This window comes from Finegoldia sp. (assembly GCF_046991905.1).
Taxonomy (GTDB): Bacteria; Bacillota; Clostridia; order Tissierellales; family Peptoniphilaceae; genus Finegoldia.
In genome coordinates this window covers 48,028-73,339 of record NZ_JBKWZF010000004.1, presented here as the reverse complement: position 1 = coordinate 73,339, position 25,312 = coordinate 48,028, and the positions used below count along the sequence as shown (strand labels likewise).

Genomic DNA, 25,312 nt, shown 5'->3' with positions numbered 1-25,312 from the left:
TACAAAAAAAGACCTGTGAAGGTCTTTTTTTAGGTTAATTATTATTCTCTCTTTTTTGTTTGTTTAAATACAAATACGCCAATACTATTATTCCAACCGAGAACAACACCATCATTCTTTCGTCTTTATTTCCCGATTCTGGGAGTTTTTCATCGACGTGTTCTTTCTTTTCTACCACAAGTGATTTTTTGGACAAATCACTTTGTGACAACACTACATCGAATTCACGGACTTGCCCTTCTTTTAAGATAACGCCTCCGACGCCATTTTCAGTCAATCTATCTTCGTTATTTACAGTAACAAAATAATTTCCTGGAAACAAATTGTCGAATACTACTTTTCCTTCTTTATTTGTGTACTGGAATGCATACATATCTGTTCTTCTATCTTTTAATGAAACCAGAACTTTTTCTTGTGGTTTGTCGGCTTTTTTAACGTTGATTATAAGTGCTGATTCAAACTCTTTTTTGATTTGTGCGTTTATTTGTGAACTATAAATAGATTCTTCTGAATTTGGATTAATCTCAATGTCATTGATTTTGAAATTATCATGTTTTTCAAAATATTCGCTCATTTTTTCAACGTAGACTTCGTATTTTCCTATGTCTTCCACTTCAAAATACGCATACCCAAACATATCAGTCTTGGAGAGGTATTCTTTTGAGTTGGATTTGAGTTTAACGTCTATTTCTTTGAGTGCAACGCCGTATTTGTCGGTAATTCTGTAAGTGATTTTGTATTTCTTGTCCTTGTCCTCTCTTGTCTTGGCAATCAAGGTTTTGGAATTATCGGTGTTGTTTTCAAGTAACACTTTTTGTTCATCGAAGAAATATCCCGACGGAGCAGACACTACCTTCACAGAATGTTCTGATGGTGCAAGCTTATAGAACTGAGCTTCTCCTTTTTCGTCTGTTTGATTCTCACGTGATTTTCCTGTTTTTAAATCAGTTACGATTATTTCAACTTTTGGTATCGGCTTGCTTTTTTTGTCCAGCACATTAACTTTTAAAATCGCATTATCCTCATCCATCGCTTGTTTTACTGCAAATGATAGGTTTGATTTGAAATTTTGCATGATTTTCTTGCTGATGCTATCATTTTGTTCTCTATTTGGGTTTATTATATTGTCTATTTTATCTATTTCGGATGCAGTGGTGATTTGAGGTATCATAACTATCACCACTAAAACCAATAGTAGTTTCTTAAAAATTTTCATAATATTACTCCTATTTAATAATATATCATAAAAAAAGCGTTTTTTCCCAATTTTAGCCAAAAAAAATCGCACGATATTATCGTGCGACTTTTTAACTCTATTTAATCAATTCTTTTACTATTGATTCATTTATTGAGTTTTCTCCGCCAAATACATTAACTTTTTCAAATTTTGAGTCTTTGATAGCTTGTTTTGTAGCTTCTGGTACTTCATTTGATTCTGCTAATAATATTGGGCAGTCAATGGAGCCTATTACTAGACTGTCTGCAAAGTTTGTTCCGTTTGCTATGTTAACTTCTTTTCTGTCTTTGAAGCCGTATTCGTAGATTTTCTTTGCTGTTTCGTAACGGTTTGCTCCTGCTATTCTTGTAGGGTTTGGTAGTTTGTTTTCTACTTCTTTGGAGATTGTCTTTTCTCCACCTACAATTATTACTTCTTCAATTTGTTTCAATACTTCTTGTGTTGCTTTTGGTATGTTATTTGGTTGTACAAGTAGTATTGGCATGTTGTTTTTGTTTGCTAGTGGCGCTACTGTTAATGCGTCTGCGAATACTTCTCCGCTTGCTATTACAGCTTTTTTAGTTCCTGTTAGCTTGATTATTTCTTGTGCGATTTTTGCACTTGTTTCGTAGCGGTTTGCTCCTGCTATTGTTCTAACGTTGTATTGTGATAGGCTGTTTTTAGTTTTGTCGATTGATTTTTCTCCACCTATTACGATTACGTTCTTAGCACCGAGTCTCTTGATTTCTTGTGCTACTACTGAATCTAGTTGATCTTTTTTAACTAATAGGATTGGTGCTTTTAATTGTTTTGATAATGCTGATGCTGATAAGCTGTCTGCGAATTGTTCGTAGTTTGCTACGATTACTGTGTCAGCTGTGTTGTAGTATTTCTTGGATACTTCTACTGCTGTGTTGATTCTGTCAGCTCCTGCAACTCTTGTTGTTGCCTTTGGTGTTTGAGCTTGTGTTTCTGGTGTTGTTGTTCCAGGTACACTTGGTGTTGTTGTTCCTGGGTTAGCTGGGTTTTCCTTGCCAGGTTTTGTTGGATCTTCTTTTCCTGGTTTTTCTGGTTTTGTTGGGTTTTCCTTGCCAGGTTGTCCTGGTTTTGCTGGATCTACCTTGCCAGGTTGTTCTGGTTTTGCTGGATCTACCTTGCCAGGTTGTTCTGGTTTTGCTGGATCTTCTTTGCCTGGTTTACCAGATTCTTGAATCTTTGCTATTTCGTCTTTGATTTCTTTGGCTAATTTGTCAACTTCTTCTTGAGTTGCATCTTCTTTCTTAGTTAAGTCTTCAGCTTTTTTAATTAAATCTTGTAATGCTTTTTGTTGTTCGTCAGTTAATTTAACTTCTTTCTTGTCCAACAAGTTTTGTGCGTCATCTTTTTGACCGATAAGTTGTTTCTTATCAATTTTCTTAACTTCTTTTTCTTTAATCTTAGCCAAAGCATCTGTCAATTTCTTGTTAACTTCATCAACCTTGTCTTGTGGTTGTTGTTCAGAAATAGCAGTTCTTGCTTCTTCGATTAATTTGTTAAGTTCAGCTATTTGTTCTTGAGTTACTTCGTATTTTTCAGGAACTGATACTATTGAATTTGCTTTCAATAAGTTATTGAACAATTCTTTTGTATCAACTGGGTCTTTTGCGTTAGGATCTTTTCTATTGATTCCAACTTCTTGGATAGTTTCATTTCCTGCATCATCGTTTGCTTTGATTTGGAATTTGTTTTCGCCAACTTCCAATGGAACTTCTATTTCGAATTCTCCGTCAACTCCATTTTTAAGTTCGAAAGTATCCCAAGTCTTGTCTATTCTTGAAAGCATTGATCCGTCAAGATACATTTCCAAATAAGTCATGTTTTCATGACCTTTTACTTTGATTTTAGCTGTTGGAGCTTTTTCGTCTTCGTGTTCAACAGTGTATTCAATTGTTGGAGCAACGTAGTCTTTTCTGATTCTTCTGATGATAGTATCTTGGATGCCATCTCCTCTGACATTTTCACCTTCAGCTTTGATTTGTAATTCGTAAACACGTCCATCTTCTAAGTTAGAGATGTCTAATTCGTGATCGAATGAGAAATTGCTGTCTCCTTCTTTTTTAGATTTGATTTCTTGAACTTCTGTTCCTTCAACCTTCTTACCATCTTTTGTGATAGTTAATGTCAAATGATTTAATTGTTTAATCTTAGTTACATTACCTTTTATATGGATCTTCTTGTATGCATCAGGGTTGTCTTTGTCTTCGTGTTTACCAAATGCTGCATAATAATCAGGATTTTCAACCTTGATTACAGGTAAGTTGTAAACTGTAGTGTCTTTTGGTTGTTCTGGTTCTGGTTTTGCTGGTTGTTCTTCTTTCTTTTCTTCAGATTTTACGATGATTGGAATCCAGTAATATGTTTCCATATCGCCAATCTTAACAGATACTTCTATTCCAAATTCACCAGGTTTGTCAGTAGCTTTAATATTATCTTTATTGTCTAATATTTTAACTTCAGCATCTTTTGGTAATCCAACGATGTGCTTTTTGATTTCATCTAATCCTGGAATTGGATCGTTTACTTTCAATTCTATAGGTTTGATTTCGATGTTAGAAGTTATGCCTGTGTCAATCTTATTACCGATAACATTTCTTGCATTATCCCAAGCGTAAATGCTTAGGTTAGACAAGTCAAATCCATCAGCTATTTTGAATGTATAAGAGTAATCTCTTACTATTCCAATATCATCGTATCTATGATCTTCTCGAACTTGTTGTTCATACCATTTACCAGTTGTAGTGTTTTCATATCCTACGCTAAATACACCTGCTAAGTTATCTTTTGCAATTACAGTTATTTCTCTGTTTACTTTGTCGTATTTGTAAGTTAATGTTGGTGCTGTGTTATCTAATACTATGTTGTATTGATATTTTTGTTCTTTAGCATCTTTGTAATCAACGTGGCCTGTAATTTGATAGATGTATTGTCCTTCATCAACAGGTTTTCCTCTCCTGTCTTTGAAGTCCCAAGCAGCTCCACCAGGAACGTATTCGAATCTGTGTTGGCTGTCTCCACCTTTGTACAATCCATTTACTTTTAGAAGGATTGGGTCGATGAATAAATTTCTCAATGTTTTACCATCTTTATCTAAGATGTCGTATTTTACATCAAGAGCGTTTCTCATGATTGAGATTACTGGAGAAACTTCTGCATTCATTCCTTCTTGTTTGTTGGAGTTTACGAATACTGTTGGTTTGCCATCAACATTCCAAGCATTCCAGTAATTCCATCCACCTTTTTCTTGTCTTCTCATAAATCCTGATTTATATACTCCACCATCTGGATATACTATTGGCTTGTAGTTTACTTCATTGCTAAAATCAGGCATGTTGTCGATGAATTGTGGTTGTGACCAATCGCCCTTAAATCCAGTGTAAGGAACTGAAAGTGTAGGATTAGTTTTGGAATCAAACATTACATATCCTTGTGCGAATTGGTTTTTGTCAATTCCTTTTGTAGATATCGTTGCAGTGTAAGTTTCTTCACTGTTAGCTTTTACTGTAACTTGTGGCAATGTTTTTTCTTCTGCAACTGATGAATGTTCAGTGTATCTTCCATCTTTTACTTCATCTCTTAATGAGATGTATTTTGGTGTAAATGTGATGTCATTTTTAGAGTAGTTCTTTAATTTGAATGTTGCATTAAATTGATCTCCAACTTCGCCTAATTCTAATTTGCCGTCTTCTTTTGTATCTTTTCCACCAGTAGCTGTTACAGTTACGTGAGTTGTAGCTGCTTTTTCAAGGTCCACAAGTCCTGCACCTTGTTGTTTTGGTGTATACAATGAAGCGCCTTTTACTTCTGTGTCTTTTACAGGAGTGGCTGTGTTCATCATTACCAATACTGTCAAGTATTCTTGTTTTGGATCTGGTTTACCATCATCAGTTCTCTTCAACATATGGGCATCGTACAATCTTTGCATTACTAATGCACTTGCACCTGCAACTTGTGGAGTTGCCATTGATGTACCACTCATCATAGTGTACTTATCTTCGTTAATTGTTGAGTAGATTTGTCCACCAACACCAGCGATGTCTGGTTTTAATCTCAAATCAGGAGTAATTCCCCAAGATGAGAATTCACTCATTTGTCCACTCTTATCATTCTTAACAGATTGTACTTTTGTGATGTTGATTTTTTGTTGTGGTTTTTCTTCTAATAATTTTATCAATTGTTGTCCAGCTTCATAGCTGATGAATACTGAAGGAAATTCCTTATTTTCCATTCCAGACATAAATGACAAGTTATTGCCTTCTGGAGAGTTGTAAATTACTATACCAGCTGCACCTTTTGTTTTTGCTAATTGAGCTTTATCATTAAAGGATCCTTCTCCTCTTTCCGCAAGGACGATTTTACCAGTTACATCTTGTCCATTGTATTGTTCTTCTGTATTTCCTAATCCAACATGAACGTATTCACGGTATTCTGTAGTTGTATCTTCGTCTGCACCTTCTGCAGTACCTGTTGAGATTGCAATGTCTGTTCCTTCAACTAAAACATTTCTTCCTCTAAGGTTTGTGTTTTCCATTGATGCTACTGCATATGATGGATCCGCAACTGCAGGGTGTCCTGTAGTACCAAAATCAGGGTTAATAGCTAAGTTAGTCTTACCATCTCCGCCCCAGTTTGTAACACGGTCATTACCCATTGCAACTGCACACACAACGCCTGCAGCTTTTGCTTTGTTGAATGCTTCGTTTGTAGGAGATATTCCATCTCTACTGTAACCTGAACCCATTCCCAAACTCATGTTCAATACGTCTGCACCAAGTTTGATGGAGTCGTCAATCGCTTTCAACCATACTTCTTCGTAAACTGTAGATACTAATGCATCGTTACTGAATACCTTCATCGCTAATAATTGTGCATTTGGTGCTACACCCCTTACTCCTTCATTTTCTGCATCACCATTTGCAGCAACTATACCAGCTACGTGCATTCCGTGGTATCCACCGATTCCTGAGTCTCTGATTTCATCTGATTCATCAGCGTAGTTGTATCCATAAGGAACTTTTCTGTTATACCATTTACCTTTTAAGCCATTTTCTTTAATAACTTTGTTTACTTCGCCTTCGCTACTGTATTTTGATTTGATATCAGGAGATAGTTTCATATCCTTGTGAGATGGATCGACGCCAGTATCTATAATACTAATTAACATTCCTTGTCCTGAGAATTTGTATTGATCCCACAAAGTATTAGCCTTAATCATATTTGGAGCTGTTGCAAGGTTTGGAGTTGCTCCTCCTTTTGGTCTTTCAGCCTTCATTTGAGCTGTAACCTTCTTAACTCCTGGTTGTTTTCTCAACTTGTCGATGTCTTTTGCTTTTACCTTAGCTGAGAAACCTGTGATAACTGCAGAAAATTCTTCTTCCTTGTTTACTTTAACGTTTTCTTTCTTCAACTTAGTTTCGATGTTTTCTGAAGTTTTCTTTACTTCTGCTTCAGATGCCTTCACGGCTTTTGAGAATCTCGCGCTTTTTACGTTTGGTTCTTTTTGAATGGCAGCCTTGTCATTAGTTTCTACGATAACTTTGACTTCTTGGTCTGCCTTTACACCTTGTTCTTGAAGCTTAGCGTATGTAGTGCTATCTGTTTGATTAGTTGCAAATGTCGTTGCACTTGGTAATACCAATGAAAACAATAACACACCAGCTAAAAACTTTTTAGAATATGGTTTCATATTTCCCTCCTACTTTTTTATCCGCAAAAACGGCAAAATATTTGCTTTTTTGCTCATAACATAATTTTACTTAACTAAATAGTAAATGTCAAACTAATTTTGAAATTCGTATTTCATAAATATACTTCTATCGTTTTCATCAAAATAAAGATAATAATCCACGCATTTTGCAAATTAAGTTGTTTTATTTGGACAAATTACTGATAACATTTATTGTTCATTGTTTTTTTATTATTTAATTGAATAATAATGTGTAAAACCTCAAATTTCCTACATTTTTTTCCAAAAATATTTTTTCAAACAAATTTTATTATCAAATCTGTTACCATAATTTTTTCAGATTTTGTTACTATTAACCACCACACAAATGTTTTATAATATACATGCATGAGGAGGAATCAATGAACACTAAAAAAATCACAACAACAGCGATTTTCATTGCACTTACAACGTTTTTCACAATGGTAATCAAAATCCCAGTGTCACCTGCGATGGGTTATGTTAATCTTGGAGACTTCATTATATTATTATCCACTGTCGCATTCGGACCAGTTATAGGAATGATTGCCGCAGCATTCGGATCAAGCTTGGCGGATTTATTGCTCGGTTATGCGGCGTTTGCACCATTTACATTCATCGTCAAAGGTTTGATGGCTCTTTTAATGGGATTATTCTTGAAGAAAATCAACAATCAAAAAACATCCACAGTCCTAACTGCAGGAATCATCTGTGAATTGGTGATGGTTGTAGGATATTACTTCACATCAGTTACTCTTTACGGAAACAAGACTGCAATCGCTACAATTCTTCCAAACTCAGTCCAAGCCTTAGTGAATTTTGTGATATTCGCACTTATTTGGAAGAGATTTTTGAAAATAACTGAATCTATATTGAAAGACTAGAGAGTATTTTATGAAGAAATTATTAATACCTTTGTCTTATTTGGCACAAATTATTGTATTAATCGGACTGATATTTTTTGATGGATTCGGTCAACAAGGCTTTGTTTTGTTGTATTTAATTCCGTTCGCTATTTTGAATTTGGCGCTACGAAATCAAATATCCGACAAAAATCTCAGATTATTGCATGTTATAATCAATGTTATATCAATTTTCGCGTTTGCGATTTTAATGATATTATCATTTGTTTTCCCAGTTTCAAACAAATAAATTATTCTACAAACCAAAAAAACACAGCCTGTCACTAATAGTGATAAGCTGTGTTTTGTTTTGTGTTGAATATGAAAAGTATCACATGTGCGAGGACAACTCCGCACATCACATCGATGATGCTGTGTTGTTTTACAAGCATTGTGCTTATGCAAATTCCCACATCCCACAATATGAACAGTAATTTTAGTTTGCTGTTATTTTTCAATATTTTTCGAAACTGGTTATCTATTATCACGGTTGTCGATACGTGGATGCTTGGACACACGTTATTTGGCGCATCAATTTTCTGAATTTGTCTGATTAACCACGCACACACATCATTTCCAGTTATGTTTGTAACTCTAATATCCAAGGCTGTCGGATATATCACATAAATTATCAGTGATATGAACATCGCAGAAAACATCGGGATAATTATGTCGTACATATTATCGTATGATTTTCTCTTTAATAGATATACAAATGGTATCACTAGCATCAAAAACCACGACGAGTACATAAGTATCGCTGGTTTATAAAAAGGAATGTAGTCGTCTAGTTTCGAATATACTATGTGATAATTTCTATTTGGTATTTTTTCCATTGCAAAAAACCACACCAAATACACTGCGTAGACTTCAAGTATGAATTTGAGTGGGTTTTGATCGTAAATTCGTTTAATGTTTTTCATTTTAATAAAAGTTTCTTCTTTGATATCCTCTTGTAATCGCTATGATTGGCTTGTAGTCAGTGATTTGCGATAGGATTTTGCCTTTCACAATATCGACTATTTCCTTATCTTCCATTTTCTCATCTATATCTACTCTGATGTCAAAAATCATCTCGTCGCCTTCTTTTTTCGGACAAATCCTAAAATCGTTCAATATCCATTTATCGTTAACATCGGTGATGATTTTCTCGACAATTTCGTGCAAGTTTTGAACTTTCGGATTGTTTACTGCCAACGGATCCATGTGAATCGTCGAATACACGCCCTTTTTTTCTATCAAATCTCTCTCGATTTGGTCTGCCAACGAGTGAAGTTTGATGAATTCTTCGGAGCTGTTCACTTCGACATCCACAGTTATGAAGATGTGACCTGGACCGTAATCGTGAACTCTCAAATCGTGTGCACCGTAAATTCCGTCATAAGATGTGATGAAATCGGTGATTTCACGTTCGAATTTTCTAGATGCACCTGTTCCTAAAAGCTTATCCACAGTGTCAGTTATCATTTCGTATCCGTTTTTGATGATGATAACACCACCCAAAAGTCCGATGTATGCGTCGATGTTAAGGTGCGTCAATTTGAATACTACGACAGATATAAGTACGATGGATGTGGATATACAGTCGCTTTTTGAATCGACTGATGTTGCCATCAACAAATCAGAGTCGATTTTCTTGGAAATTTTGTAGTAGAATTTGCTAAGCCAAAACTTCGCCACAATCGCTACTATTAGAACAATCAACGAATATATGTTGAATGTGATGATTTCCGGATGAATAATCTTCTTAAATGATGCGACAACCAATTTAACCCCGATGTAAATGACCAAAATCGTAATCAACGACGAGAAGATGTACTCCAATCGTGAATGACCGTACGGATGTTTTTCATCGGCGGGTTTCGTGCTCATACTAAAGCTTAGAACCATCAGAATAATACTGAAACAATCCGATAAATTGTTGATAGCATCAGCCATTATCGCTATGGAATTAGTGAGTAATCCTATTATTAATTTAGTAGAAAACAAAAATAAGTTAATGAACAATCCCACAGCACTGCTCAAATTCCCGTATGATCTACGCGTAGTGAAGCTTTGCGTGTCCTCGTAATTTTTAACAAATTTTTGAATCAAAAAATCTATCATAAAATCCTTCCTTAAAATGTAATTATTTTATTATTATATCAGAGTTTATATCAAATGTTCACAATTAACAAAATATTTACAATCTTACCGTTTCTTTTAGAATAATCAACTTATCCCCAACATTAAGCGTAACATTGCCCGTAGGAACGATGATTTCACCGTTCTTTGATTGAATCATAACCACAAGTTCAGAATCAATCATGTCGATATCCTTTAATTTCTTGCCATTCCAGTTGTTCTTGTCGCTGATTGTGATTTCAACCAAACCGTAACCTGTCGGATCAAAATAAGATTTGCCGCCAATTATAACAGTGTCATCTGCACAAATCACAGTATCTCCACGTGGAATTACAAGTTTGTTGTTACGGATAATTTTCGCAACTATAATACCGAATTTATCTGAAAATTTTACAGCCAAAAGCGCCAATAAAAGCACAATGGCAACAATTAAAATATACATAAACCCTCCTTGGGAGATTGATAAATTAATAAAAATATTGAATTAATTATAGTATATCATAATAAATTGTAGGGTTTTTTTTGAAAAACAAATATATATCGCACAATTTTTTCGTCATTTATAGAAAATGACACAAATTTGGCATAAAAACAGCCTATTTATAAATTATTTCAATAAATGAAATACAAATTTTACGATATAATTAATATATAGAATATTTTAGGAGGGATTACATAATGAAGAAATTCATTAAAGCTTTGACATTGTTTGCCATGATTTTAGTGTTGGCAACTGGTTGCCAAAAAGCTGCTCCTGGAGCCGCAAAGGGTCCTGGAACTGCAAAAGACGGTAATGAACAAAAAATTGAAACTGCAAGTATGAAACTTGTAAAAGCTGTCAACAAAGGTGGATATGAACTTGTATCTACAGAAGATTTGAATTCATGGATTGATCAAAAGAAAGACATGGTTATAGTGGATACTATGCCAGCTAAATCTTTCGACAAAAACAGAATTCCTGGCGCTGTAAATGCTGAATTGCCTATGAAAGCTGACGAATTAAAACCAGAACAAAAAGAAGCTTTCTTGAAAGCTTTGGGCGATGACAAAAACAAAACTGTTGTTGTATACTGTGGTTTTGTTGGTTGTGCTAGAAGTGATGTCGGCGCAACTATCGCAAAAGAAGCTGGATTTACAAATGTATATCGTCACCCAGGTGGAATAGTTGCTTGGATGGATGCAGGATATAAAATCGAAGGTTCTGCAGCAAAATAAGATATTTAATTGGGCAATATTTCATATATTGCCTAATTTTATGTAAAAATATATAAAGGGGGATGTTTTTTTGAAAAAAGCATTAAAGATTTTACTTTTATTGGTATTTGTGGTTAGTTTATCAGCATGTGCTAAGAATAACTCACAAGAAACTACTGAAACTAAGAAGGAAGAAACTGCAAAGGAAGACACTAATAAGGTAGAAATCAAAAAAGAAGAAAAGAAGGAAGAAAACTTCGCAGAAAGAAAAGGAACTTTGACAACAAATGTTGATTTGTCAAAATACGATAAAGGCAAATCTGTAAAATTGTGGTTACCAATTCCACAAGATTCAGAATACCAAAAAATTTCTAACGTTAAGGTGGATTTGGATGAAGCTCATGCTAAACAACAACAAACTACTGACAAGTTAGGTAACAAGATGCTTTATGTTGAATGGGACAATGAAGCAACTGACCGTAAGGTTTCACTATCTTTTGATGCTGAACGTAAGGAAATCAAAAGAGGAGAACTTACTGAAAAAGAAGACCAAGCTAAAAAAGACGAACTTAAAGAATTCTTACAACCAAACAGCATGATGCCTGTTGATGGTAAAGTTAAAGAACTTGCTGACAAAATCACTGAAGGTAAGACTACTGATTTGGACAAAGTAAAAGCAATTTACGATTGGACTATCGCTAATATGAACCGTGACGAATCTGTAAAAGGTTGCGGTACTGGTGAAGTTGAAAAATTATTGGATATGCCACAAGGTAAATGTACTGATATTCACTCAGTTTTCGTAGCTTTATGTAGAGCAGCTGGCGTTCCTGCACGTGAAATCTTCGGTGTAAGAATGAGCAAGAAAGCATCTGATGATGAAACTAAAGGTCAACACTGCTGGTCTGAATTCTACCTTCAAGGTCAAGGTTGGGTAAAAGCAGATCCAGGCGATGTTTTGAAAGCTGTTTTGAAACAAAAACTAGACAAATCTGATGAAAAAACAAAAGAACTTGCTGATTATTATTGGGGTGGAATGGATTCACTTCGTGTAGCATTAACTACTGGTCGCGATCTTACTCTTGAACCAAAACAAGACGACAAACCACTTAATAACTTCGGATATCCATACGCAGAAGTAGAAGGAAAAGCTCTTGATTACTACAATCCAGCAGATTTTGAATATAACATCAAATTTGAAGAAGCAAAATAAATTATATGAAAAATCGGCTCACTAAGAGCCGATTTTTTAGATGTTTTCTGAGTTTGTCTCAGTTGTTTCTTTTTTATTTTCTGTAGGAAGATTTTGTTTTTCTTCTGGATTTTGTTTTTTGTTTTCTTTGTTTTCTGGTTGTTTTTCTTCTGGTTGTTTTTCTTCTGCTTTTTTATCTTCTACAGTTTTTTTATTTGTTGCTTCAGCTGTTTCTTTTTCACCAATTTCTTCTTCTGTTTCTTTTTCACCAATTTCTTCTTCTGTTTCTTCTTGTTTTTCAAGTTCTTCGTCACTTGGTATTTGAGGAAGTTGTCCTTTGAAGATTATTTCTCCGTCTTTCTTTTCAAATTGGCTTATGTGGAAACTATTTGTTGTATCATTAGTGTAAATGTCGACAGTTTCTTGTCCTATTGAGAATATTCTTGAATCATCGTTTATTTTATAGTGAGATTTCAAGAATTCTATTATTTCTTCGATATTCAAGTCTGATTTGTATGTCAAATCTTCTTGTGGATGTTGGAACTTGTATTTCAATGTTGCAACTACATCTTTTGCTGTGAATCCTTTCAATGCTCCAGATTTTTCCATTTTTACCAAATCTTTTATGCTTATTGCATGGTAGTGGTCTCCATGTAGCCAGTAAAATACGTTGTCTTGTTTGTCTTCTGTTCCCATGATTGCGATTCCATCAGTCAATTTTCCATATCCTGTCATGTTTCGTAGATTGTCGTTTAATACTGCTTCGATTCCTTCAACTTTGTTAGCTTTTATGTCGTCATAATTGAATACATCTTTGTCTTCTACTTCTACATTTCCCACATCGATGTAATCTTTGATATATTCTGCATTTGGGTAGTGATCTTTCGGATTTACTCTAACTACTGCAACTTCTTCATCTCCCCTATACAAATGCCAATGATCTTTGTGGTCTACGATTTTTGTGATATTTTCTGGCCATTTGAATTCATTGTTGTTTTGTGAATTATTGTGGCTTCCTTCATAATTTCCAAAATAAGCATTTGGATAAAGGTCTTGTGGGTTGGTGTATGTTATTGCTTCGTTTCCGTTAGAGTCGTAAATGTGATAGTGGTCTTCGTGTTTTAAAATTTTTACGATGTCAAATCTGTTAATTTCATTTACTGTTCCATCTTTTCCCAAAACTTTGGTTATTTTTAGTTCTTGTATTTTTTGTTCTCTTGTTTTTTCTGTTGGTTGTTCTTTTTTGTCTGGTTTATTGTTTTGTTGTGTGTCTGTTGGATTTTCAGGCAGATTTTCTTGTGGTGTGTTGTCTTTGTTGTCTTTTCTTGGTTGTTGTGGTTGTTGTGTGTGACTACCTGTATATATCCCAACTGCTACATCCGGATATTTGGAAGATGGATCTTCATAAGTTATGAATTCTTCGCCATTTTTTGTGTAGATGTGCCAATGATCTCCGTGTTTTAGAATTTTAACTATATTGTGTTTTTTCTTGTTGTCTTCTACTTTTACAAGCTTTTCATCTTTTATTAGCTTGTCTGAATTTTGTTTGGCAAGAGTTTTCTTAGAAGTTTCTTTGTTTTTTTGTTTTTGTCTATCTTCACGGATGATTTTTTCAATCATTTGTTTTCTGTTGGCATGAGTTCCAACGTACTGTCCATACTCAGCGTTTGGATACAAGCTTCGTGGGTCTGTGTATGACACGAATTCATTGCCTTTTGATGTGTAGATGTGATAATGGTCTCCGTGTTTTAAAATTTTGATAACTCTTTCGTCATTTTTTTCAATTGTTTGTTTTATTTTTTGTTTTTCGTGTGCTATTGTTCTAGCATCCATTCTTTTGTTATTGTGTTTTCTGTGATCACTGTGACTTCCTACATATGTTCCTACTTTTATGTGTGGAAACATTGCTGATGGGTCTTCGTAAGTTAGATATTCTCCACCATTTCGTAAATAAACATGCCAGTGATCGCCGTGTTTTTTGATTGCAACGACATTTTGGCCTTTGAGTCTACTTTTACCAACAACGCTGACCATTTCTAAGTTAGATGTGTTTTGTAATTTATTAGGGTCTTTGTATGTGATTTTTTCCCTGCCGTCTTTTGTGAACACATGCCAATGGTCTCCGTGTTTTACGATTTTTGCGATATCTTCTTTTTTGATTTCTGAATCTATTAACACTTCTGTCGTCTTGTCTTTTTTTATTGTAGATTGTTTGTTGCTGTCAGTTGTTTGTTCAACTTTTTTTGTAGATTTGTTTGTTTGCTCTGATTTTTTTTCTGGTTTAGAAAAAAGTGAACATGAACTTAAAATGGTTGAGCATAAAACCACAGCCAATATTATTTTTTTATTACTATTTTTCATTTTTACTCCTATTTTCTCTTTATTATTAATGAAATTATCAACCAAACGACTGATAACAATACAATTACAGATCCCGGTCTAAGGTTTAATGCATACGATATGAAAAGACCCAAATACACGAAAATAACCGAAAATATTATTGAAACGATTAGTGTGTTCTTGTAAGTTTTGGTGTATTGCATAGCGCTAATACTCGGTAATACAAGTAGTGATGACACTATAAGTGAGCCTATTGTTTTCGCTGAAATTGATATAGCTATTGCCGACAAAAATGTCACGCAAAAATTTATAAATTTTATATTAATCCCCAATATGCTAGCAGCTTTCTGATCGAAAATACTCAAGTACAAGCTTTTGTACAATAGGCTATAAGAAATCAAAACGAAAGCTGACACAGCTATTACCAAATAAAATTCTTCATCACTTATGGTTACAATTGATCCAAACAAATAAGATGAGATGCTGTTGGTGTTTTTCACCATGGATGAAAATATTCCTGCAAGACCAATGGATGCTGCAAGTATTATAACCGTTGATATTTCCTGATATGATTTCAATCTATTTCTGATAACTTCAATAGACAGCCCCGCAAAAACACACGCGATGATTGCCGCCAACAGTGGATTGAATCCCAATGCAAGTCCAATAGTTAGTCCTGCAAGTGATGAATGAGAAAGCGTATCTCCAATCATCGATAGCCTTTTTAATAGAACGACCTGTCCCATACAGGGAAGTATTATTGCTATCAACCCTCCAACGATGAATGCTCGTTGCATAAATTCGTATTCAAATATATCCATATTCTCCTCACAGACTAATCTCGTTATTATTAATTATCATTGACTTTTTATCTTTGATTTTAATAGCATAATCAATGTATTTTTTCGCCAAATCAAGCTGATGAGTTATCACAACAACAGTTTTGTTTTGATTTTTGAGAGTTGACAAGTTTTGGAAAAATTCATCTGCAAACTTCTTGTCTATACCACTTGTAGGCTCGTCCAAGAAAATAATCTTCGCATCTTTTATAAGTGCCAGAACAATTCCAAGCCTTTGAAGTTGTCCACCAGACAATTCATCCAATGCTTTTTTCCTGTGTTCGAAAAGCCCCACTTGTTTTAAATATATACTTGCATCAGTCTTTTTCTTCAAAAAAGACAAATGAATCTTCACAGCTTCCTCAATCGTAGTCGGAAAATTCCTATACGATAAAACAGAATTTTGGGAAATATATGCCAAATCTCTGAAATGATTATCCTCTTTTATATCAGTACCAAAAAGTTTTATCTCTCCATCGTAGTTATTGAGATTGTGCAAAATAAGATTCATCAAAGTAGACTTACCAGCGCCATTCTCACCAACTATTGCGACAAAATCTCCTTCTTTTACGGAAAAATTCACATTATCTAAAATCAGATTTTTGTCGTATGCAAAAGATAAATCACTGACAGAAATTACATCACTACTCATTAAAAGCTTCCACAAGTGATTTTAGATTTTCTTCCATAAGCTTCAAATATCCCTTGGCAACTTGATTTTCATCGAGATTTTCCATAGTGTACAAAGTAGATGTTTTCGTGTTGGTATTTTTTGCCAAAGTCTCTGCAACTTTTGGTGTAGCCTTTCCTTCAAAAAATATTGTAGAAATATGCTTATCCTTCACAAAATCAGCTATAGTTTTTAGTTGTTTTGCAGTAGGTTCATCCTCTGGAGAAATACCAGTCACAGCAACTTGTTTCAAACCATAATCATCTGCCAAATAATTAAATGCAGCATGAGAAACCACGAAATACTTCTCCTTGCTCTTTACCTTAGAAAGTTCTTGCTCGAATTTTTTATCCAACAAATCAAATTTTGCAGTAGAATCTTCTAAATTTTTCTTATAGAAATTTTCGTTTTCTGGATCAATCGAGGATACTTTCTCATAAATAGTATTCAACATTTTTTCAGCATTCTTTACTGAAAGCCAAGTGTGTGGATTGATAGCTTTCATATCCGAACCTTCACTTGAAGAATCCAACAAAGTTAGCCCCTTAGATAAATCCAAAAACTTTCCATCATCATTCATAGATTTTTTCAAATCATCAACAAAAGACTCCATTCCAGCGCCATTGTAGACAACCAAATCTCCCTTTAAAATATCCTTCATATTATCTGTCGTAAGCTCGAATGAATGCGGCTCTTCGTTCGTCTTGATAATAGTCTTGACATCCATCTTGTCTTGTACAATCATCTTCGTCAAATCTGCTACAGGAAAAAATGTCGCATAAATTGTCTTCTTTCCACTGGTTTTGTTTGTATCTTCTTGTTTTGTGTCTTGAGTTTTTGAATCTTGTTTGCTACACGCAGTCACAAAAACCAAAACTAGCGCCAAAAGCACCAATAATTTTCTAAAATTTTTTATCATTAATTCCTCCTTAAATGCAAATGATTTGCAACAATTAATATAATACACCAATTGATAATGATTCACAAGTATTTTTTTAAATTTTTTAATTTCTACACAATTGCACACAAAAAACGGTAAATCTCGTGTGAGACTTACCGTTTCGTTAGAAAAATTTTAGGAAATGATATATGAAATTAAGGTTATCTGTTTAAGTTAGTGAGGATGGCGTTCAGCTTTTCAATGGAGATTTTGATGTCTTCTAATCTGGATTCAACTCTTATTAGAAGAAATGCTGTCACTGAAATGGGAAAGCCGACGTTACCGACAAAACTTAAGAATTCGTCCATTTGTTATCCTTATTGTATGTTCATTGGTTTTTTATCTACAGTTATTACATCTGCTGAGACTTTTTTGTTGTAGATATCTTTTTTGCCAGTGAATGTTTTTGCTTCTAAGATTTTGTCCATTACTTTGCTGATTTCTTGTTCAGTTTTCGCACGGTCATAGTTAGTTAAATTGATGGTCATTGTTTCATTTGAATCATTGCCTATTTTGATTTGTAAATATTCTTGCATTTAAATACCTCCTAAAGTTCTGTTTCTTCTACTACATACGCATGTTTTTCATCAGAATCTACTAATGAATTGATTGCATACGCTGCACTTTTCAAGTTTTCGTTAGTAACTGTTGATGATAAGTTACTGAAAGTTTTGGAACTTTTCTTTTGTGTTCCGTTTACATCATTTACTGAAGTGATTTTTAATTTTTTCATTTTCACTCCCCCTTTCATTTATACATACATTTGTAGGAGAGTTATTACTATTCTGATTTGAAAAATTTGGGTATAATGTAATTAACACAAGAAAGGTTGTGAAATTTATGAAAAGGTTATTTAAAATCCTACTTACAATTGTAATCGTCTACTTAATTGTTGGATGGACTGTTAATCATCCAGTTCAATATTTTTGTGGAAAACACAGGCTGTATTCTTTTATGGAACAGCAAGGAACTAATAAAGATAATATTTTGAAGATTTCATCAAGCTATAATTATAAAACTGGGGATTATGATTTTGATGTGATTTTTAAGGATGATCCATTGGTTGAATACAATTACAGTTATTATTTAACTAATTTTAGCTTATATAATTTGCCACATTTGTTTGAAGATACCAACAAAATCAGTGTTTCTATTTACGAATACGCTACTGGAAGTCCAATTGGTAACACTTATTTTAAAAAGGCAAAATACATGAAATACACTGATGGATGGTATTAGGAGGTAAATATGAAAAATAAACTATACAAATTTATCAAAATTGTGATCTGTATTTTCGTAATTTACAATGTTGTGTGGTGGGTTGTTGATCATCCAATTCAAAGCTATTTCGCAAACAAAAAACTAGACCAAGTCCTCACTTTACAAGGAACAGACAGATCCAACATCAAATCAATCGAACAAAATAGTGAACCAAGTAAGAACACTACAAGTTTTACGATATATTTCAAAGACGATCCCAATACACAATACGAGTACCGATATTTCTTGTACTCAAATGTTTATTTGAATCCTAGAAAAAATAACTACAACAAGATGTTTTGTTTTGCTTATGATAAAAAATTAGAAAAAGAAAAAAATATGATAGACAATCACAACTACCTTGCAAGAAAGCCGTTTGCTGATTATATCAAGTATCAAAAATGTTTAAATACTTGGAAATAATTGCCCACAAAAACAAGCTCACCTAATAAGATGAGCTTGTTGTTTTTATAAATTGTAGTAACGCAACCACTGCTGAAAGAATGATGGCTACGTTGTAATCTAATTCGAAAACATTTTTGGCGAATGTTGCCATTAATATTGCAAATACTGAAAGATTCACGAACAGCACGTATTCTAGCTTGGATACTTTATTTTTAATGATTCTGTAAGTCAAATACACAAACATCAGTATAAGCACGGCTATTATAACTGGAATTACAATATTCATGTCTACTTGTTGTTCGAACATCATGTTCTTGTACATTACGTGTCGTTGCATTCCCATTTTGTGTTTGGTGAAATAATGCACGATAAATATCGCAAACAGTGCTACGATTTGGATTACAGATAAAATTCTTCTAAATATTTTCATTATTTTGTTGCTTTGTCGTTTGGCAATTTGTCAACTGTTGTGAATTCTACGTCCTTGTCTTTTGGATCTCCAACTTGTACTGGAAGTTCCTTGTGCATTTGCCATTCGTTCCAGCCACCATCGAAGATTGTTGGATTTAATCCGTTTTCAAATGCTATAAACCAAGGTAATGTTGCTCTCCAACCTGTTCCACAGTAGAATGACATTTCTTTGTCTGTAGATATTCCTTGTTCTTCCCACATTTTCTTAACTTCATCGAATGATTTGTAAGTTCCATCTGGGTTTGTGTAGTAAGACATATCAGAGTTGTCTTTTCCTGATTTACCCCACAATGCGCCTTTTGGTTCACCAGCTTTTGGAATGTAAGAATATCCTGATTCAATTCCCTTCCATTCTTTTTCACTTCTGATTGAAATTAATTGGAAATTCTTGTCGTTAGCAAGTTTGTCTTTTGCTTGATCCAAAGAAATCAAATATTCTGGATGAGCTGGTACTTTTGTTCCAAAATCAGTTGCTGCAACTGCTTTGTTTTCAGTAGTTTCTGTTTCAAATCCTTTGTCTTTCCAAGCTTTGATTCCACCGTTCAAAATCTTAACGTGTTCAACACCTGCATACATATAAGTGAAGGCAACTCTTGTTGCGCCTGTGTCTGGACCGTAAACTATAACTGTCTTGTCCTTAGTGATTCCTTGTGCAAGTAATGCTTTTTCGATTTCTTCAGGAGATCTCAAATTCCATACTGGACCAACTTCGATTGAATCCGTGTTAACGTGGATGGCACCTTTGATGTGGCCGTTACCCTTCAAATAATCTGGGCTGTCCTTAGCTTCTCCCCAAGTTGCTTCGACAACAACGTAATCTTTTACATCGCTTTTTCCGTCGATTACATCCTTAACGTATTGTGGATCGACGAAGATTTTTCTGTCAACTTCTTTGTTTGAAGCTTCTTCCTTCTTTTCTTCTTTCTTTTCTTCTGATTTTTGTTCAGTCTTTTGTTCTTGTTTAGTGTTATCAGTTTGTTTGTCGTCTTTTTTAGCACACGCTGTAAAAGCCATGCTCACAACGGCAACTAATAGCAATAATTTGTATAGTTTTTTCATAACTCCTCCTCGAATTAATTTGTTACAAATTTATTTTATCATATAATGTTCAAATCATTTATTGATTTTTTCTATAAATGAAAAAATGGTATAATGTAATCAAATAAGCAGGTGATTTAATGACACAAAAATCTGAAAGTTTACAAATAATGTTCATACTAACACTAATCGGAGGATTCTTAGACAGCTACAGCTACGTAACCCGTGGAGGAGTGTTCGCCTTCGCACAAACAGGAAACCTCGTGTTACTCTCGATAAATATTTGCTATGGGAATTTGGACAAAATAGTCCGCTACATCATGCCGATTATCGCATTCATATTGGGAACAACTCTGGTTAGAATATTTGAAAAAAAACACAAATACATGAAAATCGTACATTGGAGACAAGTAATCATAGTTTTTGAAGGAATAATCCTAGCATTAGTTGGATTTGTACCGGAAAATTTGAACAAATTAGCATGTCTTCTCATATCATTCGTATGCGCAATGCAAATCGAAGCGTTTAGAAGATTCAACGGAGTAGATTTAATGACGACAATGTGCACAGGAAATTTGAAAAAAGCAACCGACAGACTCATCGACTACCTGTACACAAAAGATAATAACCTACTCAAAGCATCATTTACGACATATTCTGCAATCTTGATATTCATACTAGGTTGTATAATCGGAACACTAACATCAATTGTCTACTCAACAAAATCAATACTCATACTTCCTGTCATAATACTCATCGCATTCATCATAATGCACGAAACAGAAAGGAACAAATAATGAAACAAATGAAAAACCCAAATGAAACAAATGGATACGTAATGCTTTACACAATGCAAGACAAAAGATCACTAGACGTATTGAAAAAAGAAAAAAGATTCATAAACAAATTGGAATACGCAAGTGAACATTTGGGAGACATCTATGAGTTTTTCAGAGAAAAATACACCTATTTTGTCAAACAAGCAGAACAAATCGTCCCAAAACCTTACGATGTAAAACTACCAATATGGTGCTCAGTCAGTAACAAAAACTGCATGAAACCAGACGAAAACTCCGTAGCTTATTGCCTCAAAGTACCCGCAGAAAAAGTCGTTTATCTAGATGGAGCAAAATGGGACTACGTACTCAACAACCACTACGTACCAAAAGATGAAGACGATCTGAAAAATTACTACAAATACTTGAAAGATCATAGAATGCCCAACCCGTTTCTAATAGGCTCCGAAGATTATAGATATTTGTATCCCGAAGAATACAATAAAATCTACCAAAGCTACAAAAGAATCTTCGACATAGACAAGTGGAACATCTTCGCAGTCCAAGGAAACATCTGGGAAATCACAGAAGACATGATAATCAAAGTATACTACCACGACGACCCAATAGACATATCAGAAGAAAATTTAATAGACTATTTGTAAAAATAAAAAAATCATCCAAAGCTGGGAATATCATACGGAGTCTAGATATTCGTGCTTGATGATTTTTTGTTTTATAAACTGATACAACATCTGTAGATAAATAAAAAGCAGTTAAGCCTTATTGCTAAGAATATCATACGAAGAAAATTTTGTTGATTACAAATCGAAGAAACCCGGCTAAAATTTGACCGCCGAACGAAGTGAGCTTCAAATTTTAGGGTTTCGAGATTTAGGAATCACAAGTTTTCGTAGTCTAGATATTCGTGCAATATGCTTAACTGCGTGAATTTATCTATGTTAGCAATGCAATCGTGCTTGATGATTTTTTTTATTTCGAACTGAAACAACATTTGTAGATAAATTACAAAAAGCAGTTAAGCCTTATTGCTAAGAATATCATACGGAGAAAATTCAAGTTGTTTCAAATCGAAGAAACCCGGCTAAAATTTGACCGCCGAACGTAGTGAGCTTCAAATTTTAGGGTTTCGAGATTTAGAAATAACAAATTTTCGTAGTCTAGATATTCGTGCAATATGCTTAATCTGCGTGGTTTTACCTATCTAAGCAATAAATATTCAAACAACAAACTTCTTCTACACAAAATCCCCCATTTCAAAACCAAGTATGTTGATAAATTACAAAAAGTAGATTACCAAAATTACATTCAGATTTTCCTCAGAAAAATCCGACCAACTTGACTCTAAAAAAAAACAAGGTAGATTATTACCTGTAATTTTGGTTTTCTACTCATCTTTTTTCTTCCTTATAAAGTATTTTAATAAGCATCAAAAAAAAGCAGTTAAGCCTTATTGCTAAGAATATCATACGGAGAAAATAAGTATAAATCCAAGTGAAATAAGCCGTCAAAAATCGCACTGTTTGAGCGTCAGCGAGTTTGCGATTTTAGGCTTATGAGCTTAGGATTTATTTATTTTCGTAGTCTAGATATTCGTGCAATATGCTTAATCTGCGTAAAACTTACCTACCTTAGCAAAGCAATTATTCACCTACCTAAGCAACAAAAAAGCAGCTAAGCATATGTACGATATGCTTAACTGCGTGTATTAACCTACGTTAGCAATGTAATTTCTTACTTCTTTTCTCTTTTTTTAAAAAACACAAAAAATGCACCAGTAATGATTATTAAACAAGCGATGCTTATTAAAATATGCTCGTTGTCTATGCCTGCTTTTGGCAAAGTTTGTGTACTAGCCAACATTTTCATTATGTTACTTTCATTTTGACCGTAGCTTATATCATATCCAATATGCATCAGAAACGTCATCACTGCTACCACATAAATCGTTAATTTCTTTTTCATATTCTCCCCCCATTACCCTCACACTTATTATATATTTTATATTATTATTTTTCAATATAAAATATTTTTTTAACTAGCACATTTTTGTAGGGTCGACGTATTCGTCAAATTCTTCTTCTGTAAGAATTTCCAAATCAAGGGAAGCTTGTTTAAGTGTTGTGTTGTTTTTGTGTGCGTATTTTGCGATTGTACTAGCTTTGTCGTAGCCAATTTTTGTGTTAAGTGCAGTGACTAGCATTAACGAATTGTTCAAATAATAATCTATGACTTCTCTGTTTGCTTTGAGTCCTCTTAGACAATTATCTGTAAAAGATTTTGTAGCATCTTTAATTAGTCGTACTGATTGCAACGCGTTATAAATAATCACAGGCATGTACACGTTTAGTTCGTAATTTCCTTGGCTTGCTGCGACTTGAATTGTCGTGTTGTTGCCCATTATTTGTACACAAACCATAGTCAACGCTTCTGCTTGTGTTGGATTTACTTTGCCAGGCATGATTGATGAGCCCGGTTCATTTGCAGGAATTGATAATTCGCCGATTCCACATCTTGGACCACTCGCCAAAAATCTCACATCATTTGCAATTTTCATCAAATTATTAGCAAGGGCTGTGATTGCTCCATGAGTATAGCTTATTGCATCTTTTGATGTAAGTGCGTGGAATTTGTTTTCTGCAGTGATGAATTCTCCATTTATTTGGGCATTTATTTCATCTACTACCATTTGGTCGAATCCTTTAACTGCGTTGAGTCCAGTTCCAACGGCTGTAGCTCCAATTGCAAGTTCGTTTAACGCTTTGCTTGCTTCAATGATGTGTTGTTTGCCTTTTCTAATCATGAAAAGCCATCCCGATATTTCTTGTGACAATCTTAGAGGCACTGCATCTTGCAAATGTGTACGTCCGATTTTGATGATATCTTTGTTTTCTTCCATCAATGTTTCCAAGACTTTTTCAGTGTTTTCTAATTCTTCGATTAGTTCTGAATCAATCATGTGTTTAAGTGCAATGTGGATTGCAGATGGGAATGTATCGTTAGAACTTTGGGATTTGTTCACATCATCGTTCGGATGAATGATGTTCTCCCCAATCTTTTGGTTTGCGATGTGTGCGATGACTTCGTTCACATTCATGTTGGATTGCGTTCCAGATCCAGTTTGCCACACAGCTAGTGGAAATTCGCTGTCATGTTTGTGATCCAAGATTTCATCACATGCACCCACAATCAAATCCTTCTTTTCGTCTGTAAGTTTTCCCAATTTGTTATTAGAAATCGCACACGCTTTTTTTAATCTTGTGAGCGCTTTGATGACTTCAAGTGGCATTTTTTCTGTTCCAATTTTAAAATTGTTGAAACTTCTTTGAGTTTGTGCTCCCCACAAAACATCGTCACTTACTTCGATTTCACCGATAGAATCCTTTTCAATTCTCATTTTTTCCTCCAATTATAATTCAAAATTTATTTGCTCTCTATTATTAATCAAACTTTTGTATCCCAAATAAAGCGACAAGAAACTTGCAATGTTAACGCTCGCGCAGATGGCTATCATCACAGATATCTGATAAATTATTGCAGTGTTTGGGCTAACTCCGGATAGGATTTGTCCTGTCATCATTCCAGGAAGACTTATAATTCCCATAGCAATCATGCTGTTCAAATTCGGTAGTATCGCCATTTCTACGGATCGATTGACAATAGGAATGAGTGCTGTGTCTGCACTTACTCCCAAATTAATTAACGTTGTGATTTTATTTTTGTTTAGTTTCAGATTTTCGTTTAAGTAATTTACTCCCAAATTCACAGCCGTCATCGTGTTTCCGAAAAGCATCCCAGAAATTGGAATCGCATATTGTGCATCGAAGATAGGTTTTCTGATTACAAATCCTACGTAGAAGCACTCCACAAGTAATCCTGAAAATAATATGCTAAATCCTATAATCGCTTTGAATTTGTCAGATAAATGATTTCCTTTGAAAACTTTTAAACTGCTGAATGTCGCCATTATCAATATGTAAATTATTACAAATAAATTGTTGTTCGAATTTATCACATAAGTTAGAATGAAACCTGCGATTATAAGTTGCACAGTCATACGAACACTTGCTACAACTAGCATTTTTGTTTTGTTGATACGACACTTCTTCATTACGAATAACACAACTAACAAAAGCAAATAAATCAGAACGAACCTAGTCCATGGTATTTTAATTATTCCCATT

Annotated in this window: 25 protein-coding genes; 8 read left to right on the top strand and 17 right to left on the bottom strand. The window is 34.2% G+C overall.

What is annotated here, in order from left to right:
* Window positions 1–34 precede the first annotated feature (34 nt).
* Together ACLUJM_RS03240 and ACLUJM_RS03235 are read right to left on the bottom strand one after the other, a co-directional pair.
* The gene (locus ACLUJM_RS03240) at window positions 35–1,216 is read right to left on the bottom strand and encodes a collagen binding domain-containing protein (RefSeq protein ID WP_412412130.1); all 1,182 of its coding nucleotides are present in this window, start codon (window positions 1,214–1,216) and stop codon (window positions 35–37) included.
* A 97-nt stretch (window positions 1,217–1,313) separates the two neighbouring features.
* Entirely contained in the window at window positions 1,314–6,938 is a 5,625-nt protein-coding gene (locus ACLUJM_RS03235; RefSeq protein WP_412412129.1) for a cell wall-binding repeat-containing protein, read from the bottom strand.
* 401 nt (window positions 6,939–7,339) lie between these two features.
* Here ACLUJM_RS03235 and ACLUJM_RS03230 point away from each other — a divergent pair, with 401 nt between their 5' ends.
* On the top strand, window positions 7,340–7,840 hold the full coding sequence (locus ACLUJM_RS03230; RefSeq protein ID WP_412412128.1) for an ECF transporter S component: 501 nt from the start codon (window positions 7,340–7,342) through the stop codon (window positions 7,838–7,840).
* Between the two features lie 10 nt (window positions 7,841–7,850).
* Window positions 7,851–8,108 carry a hypothetical protein gene (locus ACLUJM_RS03225; RefSeq protein ID WP_094204999.1) on the top strand — a complete coding sequence of 86 codons (258 nt, stop codon included), beginning with the start codon at window positions 7,851–7,853 and terminating at the stop codon, window positions 8,106–8,108.
* Window positions 8,109–8,142: 34 nt separating this feature from the next.
* Here ACLUJM_RS03225 and ACLUJM_RS03220 read toward each other — a convergent pair whose 3' ends face one another.
* From ACLUJM_RS03220 to ACLUJM_RS03210, 3 genes are all read right to left on the bottom strand, one after another.
* Window positions 8,143–8,781 carry a phosphatase PAP2 family protein gene (locus ACLUJM_RS03220; RefSeq protein ID WP_412412127.1) on the bottom strand — a complete coding sequence of 213 codons (639 nt, stop codon included), beginning with the start codon at window positions 8,779–8,781 and terminating at the stop codon, window positions 8,143–8,145.
* Window position 8,782: 1 nt separating this feature from the next.
* Window positions 8,783–9,964, bottom strand: coding sequence for a cation diffusion facilitator family transporter (locus ACLUJM_RS03215; protein ID WP_412412126.1), 1,182 nt, complete (start codon window positions 9,962–9,964; stop codon window positions 8,783–8,785).
* Window positions 9,965–10,040: 76 nt separating this feature from the next.
* Window positions 10,041–10,424: a TrkA C-terminal domain-containing protein gene (locus tag ACLUJM_RS03210; RefSeq protein WP_412412125.1), complete on the bottom strand. Its 384-nt coding sequence runs from the start codon at window positions 10,422–10,424 to the stop codon at window positions 10,041–10,043.
* Window positions 10,425–10,660: 236 nt separating this feature from the next.
* Here ACLUJM_RS03210 and ACLUJM_RS03205 point away from each other — a divergent pair, with 236 nt between their 5' ends.
* Together ACLUJM_RS03205 and ACLUJM_RS03200 are read left to right on the top strand one after the other, a co-directional pair.
* Entirely contained in the window at window positions 10,661–11,197 is a 537-nt protein-coding gene (locus tag ACLUJM_RS03205; RefSeq protein ID WP_316072185.1) for a rhodanese-like domain-containing protein, read from the top strand.
* 70 nt (window positions 11,198–11,267) lie between these two features.
* A complete protein-coding gene (locus ACLUJM_RS03200; RefSeq protein WP_412412124.1) occupies window positions 11,268–12,389 on the top strand; it encodes a transglutaminase-like domain-containing protein in 1,122 nt (373 codons plus the stop codon).
* 36 nt (window positions 12,390–12,425) lie between these two features.
* Here ACLUJM_RS03200 and ACLUJM_RS03195 read toward each other — a convergent pair whose 3' ends face one another.
* The 7 genes from ACLUJM_RS03195 to ACLUJM_RS03165 all read right to left on the bottom strand — a co-directional run bounded on the left by ACLUJM_RS03195 (window position 12,426) and on the right by ACLUJM_RS03165 (window position 17,890).
* Window positions 12,426–14,729, bottom strand: coding sequence for a hypothetical protein (locus ACLUJM_RS03195; protein WP_412412123.1), 2,304 nt, complete (start codon window positions 14,727–14,729; stop codon window positions 12,426–12,428).
* 8 nt (window positions 14,730–14,737) lie between these two features.
* Window positions 14,738–15,529 (bottom strand): metal ABC transporter permease, encoded by a 792-nt coding sequence (locus ACLUJM_RS03190; protein ID WP_002837808.1) that lies wholly within the window; start codon window positions 15,527–15,529, stop codon window positions 14,738–14,740.
* A 7-nt stretch (window positions 15,530–15,536) separates the two neighbouring features.
* Entirely contained in the window at window positions 15,537–16,199 is a 663-nt protein-coding gene (locus ACLUJM_RS03185; RefSeq protein WP_002835915.1) for a metal ABC transporter ATP-binding protein, read from the bottom strand.
* Window positions 16,192–17,136 carry a metal ABC transporter substrate-binding protein gene (locus ACLUJM_RS03180; protein WP_294685461.1) on the bottom strand — a complete coding sequence of 315 codons (945 nt, stop codon included), beginning with the start codon at window positions 17,134–17,136 and terminating at the stop codon, window positions 16,192–16,194. Before ACLUJM_RS03180 ends, ACLUJM_RS03185 begins: the two co-directional genes overlap by 8 nt.
* A 182-nt stretch (window positions 17,137–17,318) precedes the next feature.
* On the bottom strand, window positions 17,319–17,465 hold the full coding sequence (locus tag ACLUJM_RS03175) for a YvrJ family protein (protein WP_002835918.1): 147 nt from the start codon (window positions 17,463–17,465) through the stop codon (window positions 17,319–17,321).
* A 9-nt stretch (window positions 17,466–17,474) separates the two neighbouring features.
* Window positions 17,475–17,693, bottom strand: a complete 219-nt coding sequence (locus tag ACLUJM_RS03170) for a DUF2922 family protein (protein ID WP_094224033.1) — start codon at window positions 17,691–17,693, stop codon at window positions 17,475–17,477.
* Window positions 17,694–17,704: 11 nt separating this feature from the next.
* Window positions 17,705–17,890 (bottom strand): hypothetical protein, encoded by a 186-nt coding sequence (locus tag ACLUJM_RS03165; RefSeq protein ID WP_094206588.1) that lies wholly within the window; start codon window positions 17,888–17,890, stop codon window positions 17,705–17,707.
* 107 nt (window positions 17,891–17,997) lie between these two features.
* On the opposite strand from ACLUJM_RS03165, the gene ACLUJM_RS03160 reads away from it, so the two are divergent.
* Together ACLUJM_RS03160 and ACLUJM_RS03155 are read left to right on the top strand one after the other, a co-directional pair.
* A complete protein-coding gene (locus tag ACLUJM_RS03160) occupies window positions 17,998–18,396 on the top strand; it encodes a DUF3139 domain-containing protein (protein WP_294685464.1) in 399 nt (132 codons plus the stop codon).
* A gap of 9 nt (window positions 18,397–18,405) precedes the next feature.
* Window positions 18,406–18,840: a DUF3139 domain-containing protein gene (locus ACLUJM_RS03155; RefSeq protein ID WP_316094991.1), complete on the top strand. Its 435-nt coding sequence runs from the start codon at window positions 18,406–18,408 to the stop codon at window positions 18,838–18,840.
* Window positions 18,841–18,862: 22 nt separating this feature from the next.
* Here the strand turns inward: ACLUJM_RS03155 and ACLUJM_RS03150 are convergent, their stop codons facing one another.
* Window positions 18,863–19,252, bottom strand: a complete 390-nt coding sequence (locus ACLUJM_RS03150; protein WP_304068429.1) for a hypothetical protein — start codon at window positions 19,250–19,252, stop codon at window positions 18,863–18,865.
* Window positions 19,252–20,352 carry a sulfurtransferase gene (locus tag ACLUJM_RS03145; RefSeq protein ID WP_304068426.1) on the bottom strand — a complete coding sequence of 367 codons (1,101 nt, stop codon included), beginning with the start codon at window positions 20,350–20,352 and terminating at the stop codon, window positions 19,252–19,254. The genes ACLUJM_RS03150 and ACLUJM_RS03145 overlap by 1 nt, the downstream gene beginning before the upstream one ends.
* Before the next feature lie 119 nt (window positions 20,353–20,471).
* Between ACLUJM_RS03145 and ACLUJM_RS03140 the strand changes: the two genes are divergently transcribed.
* Complete coding sequence (locus ACLUJM_RS03140; RefSeq protein ID WP_412412122.1) at window positions 20,472–21,128, top strand: YoaK family protein; 657 nt, start codon at window positions 20,472–20,474, stop codon at window positions 21,126–21,128.
* Window positions 21,128–21,772: a DUF3841 domain-containing protein gene (locus tag ACLUJM_RS03135; RefSeq protein WP_412412121.1), complete on the top strand. Its 645-nt coding sequence runs from the start codon at window positions 21,128–21,130 to the stop codon at window positions 21,770–21,772. Before ACLUJM_RS03140 ends, ACLUJM_RS03135 begins: the two co-directional genes overlap by 1 nt.
* Window positions 21,773–22,862: 1,090 nt before the next feature.
* On the opposite strand, the gene ACLUJM_RS03130 is transcribed toward ACLUJM_RS03135, so the two are convergent.
* The 3 genes from ACLUJM_RS03130 to ACLUJM_RS03120 all read right to left on the bottom strand — a co-directional run bounded on the left by ACLUJM_RS03130 (window position 22,863) and on the right by ACLUJM_RS03120 (window position 25,311).
* Window positions 22,863–23,093 carry an LPXTG cell wall anchor domain-containing protein gene (locus ACLUJM_RS03130; RefSeq protein ID WP_242433497.1) on the bottom strand — a complete coding sequence of 77 codons (231 nt, stop codon included), beginning with the start codon at window positions 23,091–23,093 and terminating at the stop codon, window positions 22,863–22,865.
* A gap of 73 nt (window positions 23,094–23,166) precedes the next feature.
* Complete coding sequence (gene fumC, locus ACLUJM_RS03125; protein ID WP_294685470.1) at window positions 23,167–24,525, bottom strand: class II fumarate hydratase; 1,359 nt, start codon at window positions 24,523–24,525, stop codon at window positions 23,167–23,169.
* Between the two features lie 12 nt (window positions 24,526–24,537).
* Window positions 24,538–25,311, bottom strand: coding sequence for an ABC transporter permease (locus tag ACLUJM_RS03120; RefSeq protein WP_278735267.1), 774 nt, complete (start codon window positions 25,309–25,311; stop codon window positions 24,538–24,540).
* Between the last annotated feature and the right edge of the window lies 1 nt (window position 25,312).

Bases quoted from the DNA above. Each gene is read 5' to 3' on its own strand.
- ACLUJM_RS03240 (WP_412412130.1), bottom strand. From the start codon at position 1,216: ATGAAAATTTTTAAGAAACTACTATTGGTTTTAGTGGTGATAGTTATG.
- ACLUJM_RS03235 (WP_412412129.1), bottom strand. From the start codon at position 6,938: ATGAAACCATATTCTAAAAAGTTTTTAGCTGGTGTGTTATTGTTTTCA.
- ACLUJM_RS03230 (WP_412412128.1), top strand. From the start codon at position 7,340: ATGAACACTAAAAAAATCACAACAACAGCGATTTTCATTGCACTTACA.
- ACLUJM_RS03225 (WP_094204999.1), top strand. From the start codon at position 7,851: ATGAAGAAATTATTAATACCTTTGTCTTATTTGGCACAAATTATTGTA.
- ACLUJM_RS03220 (WP_412412127.1), bottom strand. From the start codon at position 8,781: ATGAAAAACATTAAACGAATTTACGATCAAAACCCACTCAAATTCATA.
- ACLUJM_RS03215 (WP_412412126.1), bottom strand. From the start codon at position 9,964: ATGATAGATTTTTTGATTCAAAAATTTGTTAAAAATTACGAGGACACG.
- ACLUJM_RS03210 (WP_412412125.1), bottom strand. From the start codon at position 10,424: ATGTATATTTTAATTGTTGCCATTGTGCTTTTATTGGCGCTTTTGGCT.
- ACLUJM_RS03205 (WP_316072185.1), top strand. From the start codon at position 10,661: ATGAAGAAATTCATTAAAGCTTTGACATTGTTTGCCATGATTTTAGTG.
- ACLUJM_RS03195 (WP_412412123.1), bottom strand. From the start codon at position 14,729: ATGAAAAATAGTAATAAAAAAATAATATTGGCTGTGGTTTTATGCTCA.
- ACLUJM_RS03190 (WP_002837808.1), bottom strand. From the start codon at position 15,529: ATGGATATATTTGAATACGAATTTATGCAACGAGCATTCATCGTTGGA.
- ACLUJM_RS03185 (WP_002835915.1), bottom strand. From the start codon at position 16,199: ATGAGTAGTGATGTAATTTCTGTCAGTGATTTATCTTTTGCATACGAC.
- ACLUJM_RS03180 (WP_294685461.1), bottom strand. From the start codon at position 17,136: ATGATAAAAAATTTTAGAAAATTATTGGTGCTTTTGGCGCTAGTTTTG.
- ACLUJM_RS03175 (WP_002835918.1), bottom strand. From the start codon at position 17,465: ATGGACGAATTCTTAAGTTTTGTCGGTAACGTCGGCTTTCCCATTTCA.
- ACLUJM_RS03170 (WP_094224033.1), bottom strand. From the start codon at position 17,693: ATGCAAGAATATTTACAAATCAAAATAGGCAATGATTCAAATGAAACA.
- ACLUJM_RS03165 (WP_094206588.1), bottom strand. From the start codon at position 17,890: ATGAAAAAATTAAAAATCACTTCAGTAAATGATGTAAACGGAACACAA.
- ACLUJM_RS03160 (WP_294685464.1), top strand. From the start codon at position 17,998: ATGAAAAGGTTATTTAAAATCCTACTTACAATTGTAATCGTCTACTTA.
- ACLUJM_RS03155 (WP_316094991.1), top strand. From the start codon at position 18,406: ATGAAAAATAAACTATACAAATTTATCAAAATTGTGATCTGTATTTTC.
- ACLUJM_RS03150 (WP_304068429.1), bottom strand. From the start codon at position 19,252: ATGAAAATATTTAGAAGAATTTTATCTGTAATCCAAATCGTAGCACTG.
- ACLUJM_RS03145 (WP_304068426.1), bottom strand. From the start codon at position 20,352: ATGAAAAAACTATACAAATTATTGCTATTAGTTGCCGTTGTGAGCATG.
- ACLUJM_RS03140 (WP_412412122.1), top strand. From the start codon at position 20,472: ATGACACAAAAATCTGAAAGTTTACAAATAATGTTCATACTAACACTA.
- ACLUJM_RS03135 (WP_412412121.1), top strand. From the start codon at position 21,128: ATGAAACAAATGAAAAACCCAAATGAAACAAATGGATACGTAATGCTT.
- ACLUJM_RS03130 (WP_242433497.1), bottom strand. From the start codon at position 23,093: ATGAAAAAGAAATTAACGATTTATGTGGTAGCAGTGATGACGTTTCTG.
- fumC (WP_294685470.1), bottom strand. From the start codon at position 24,525: ATGAGAATTGAAAAGGATTCTATCGGTGAAATCGAAGTAAGTGACGAT.
- ACLUJM_RS03120 (WP_278735267.1), bottom strand. From the start codon at position 25,311: ATGGGAATAATTAAAATACCATGGACTAGGTTCGTTCTGATTTATTTG.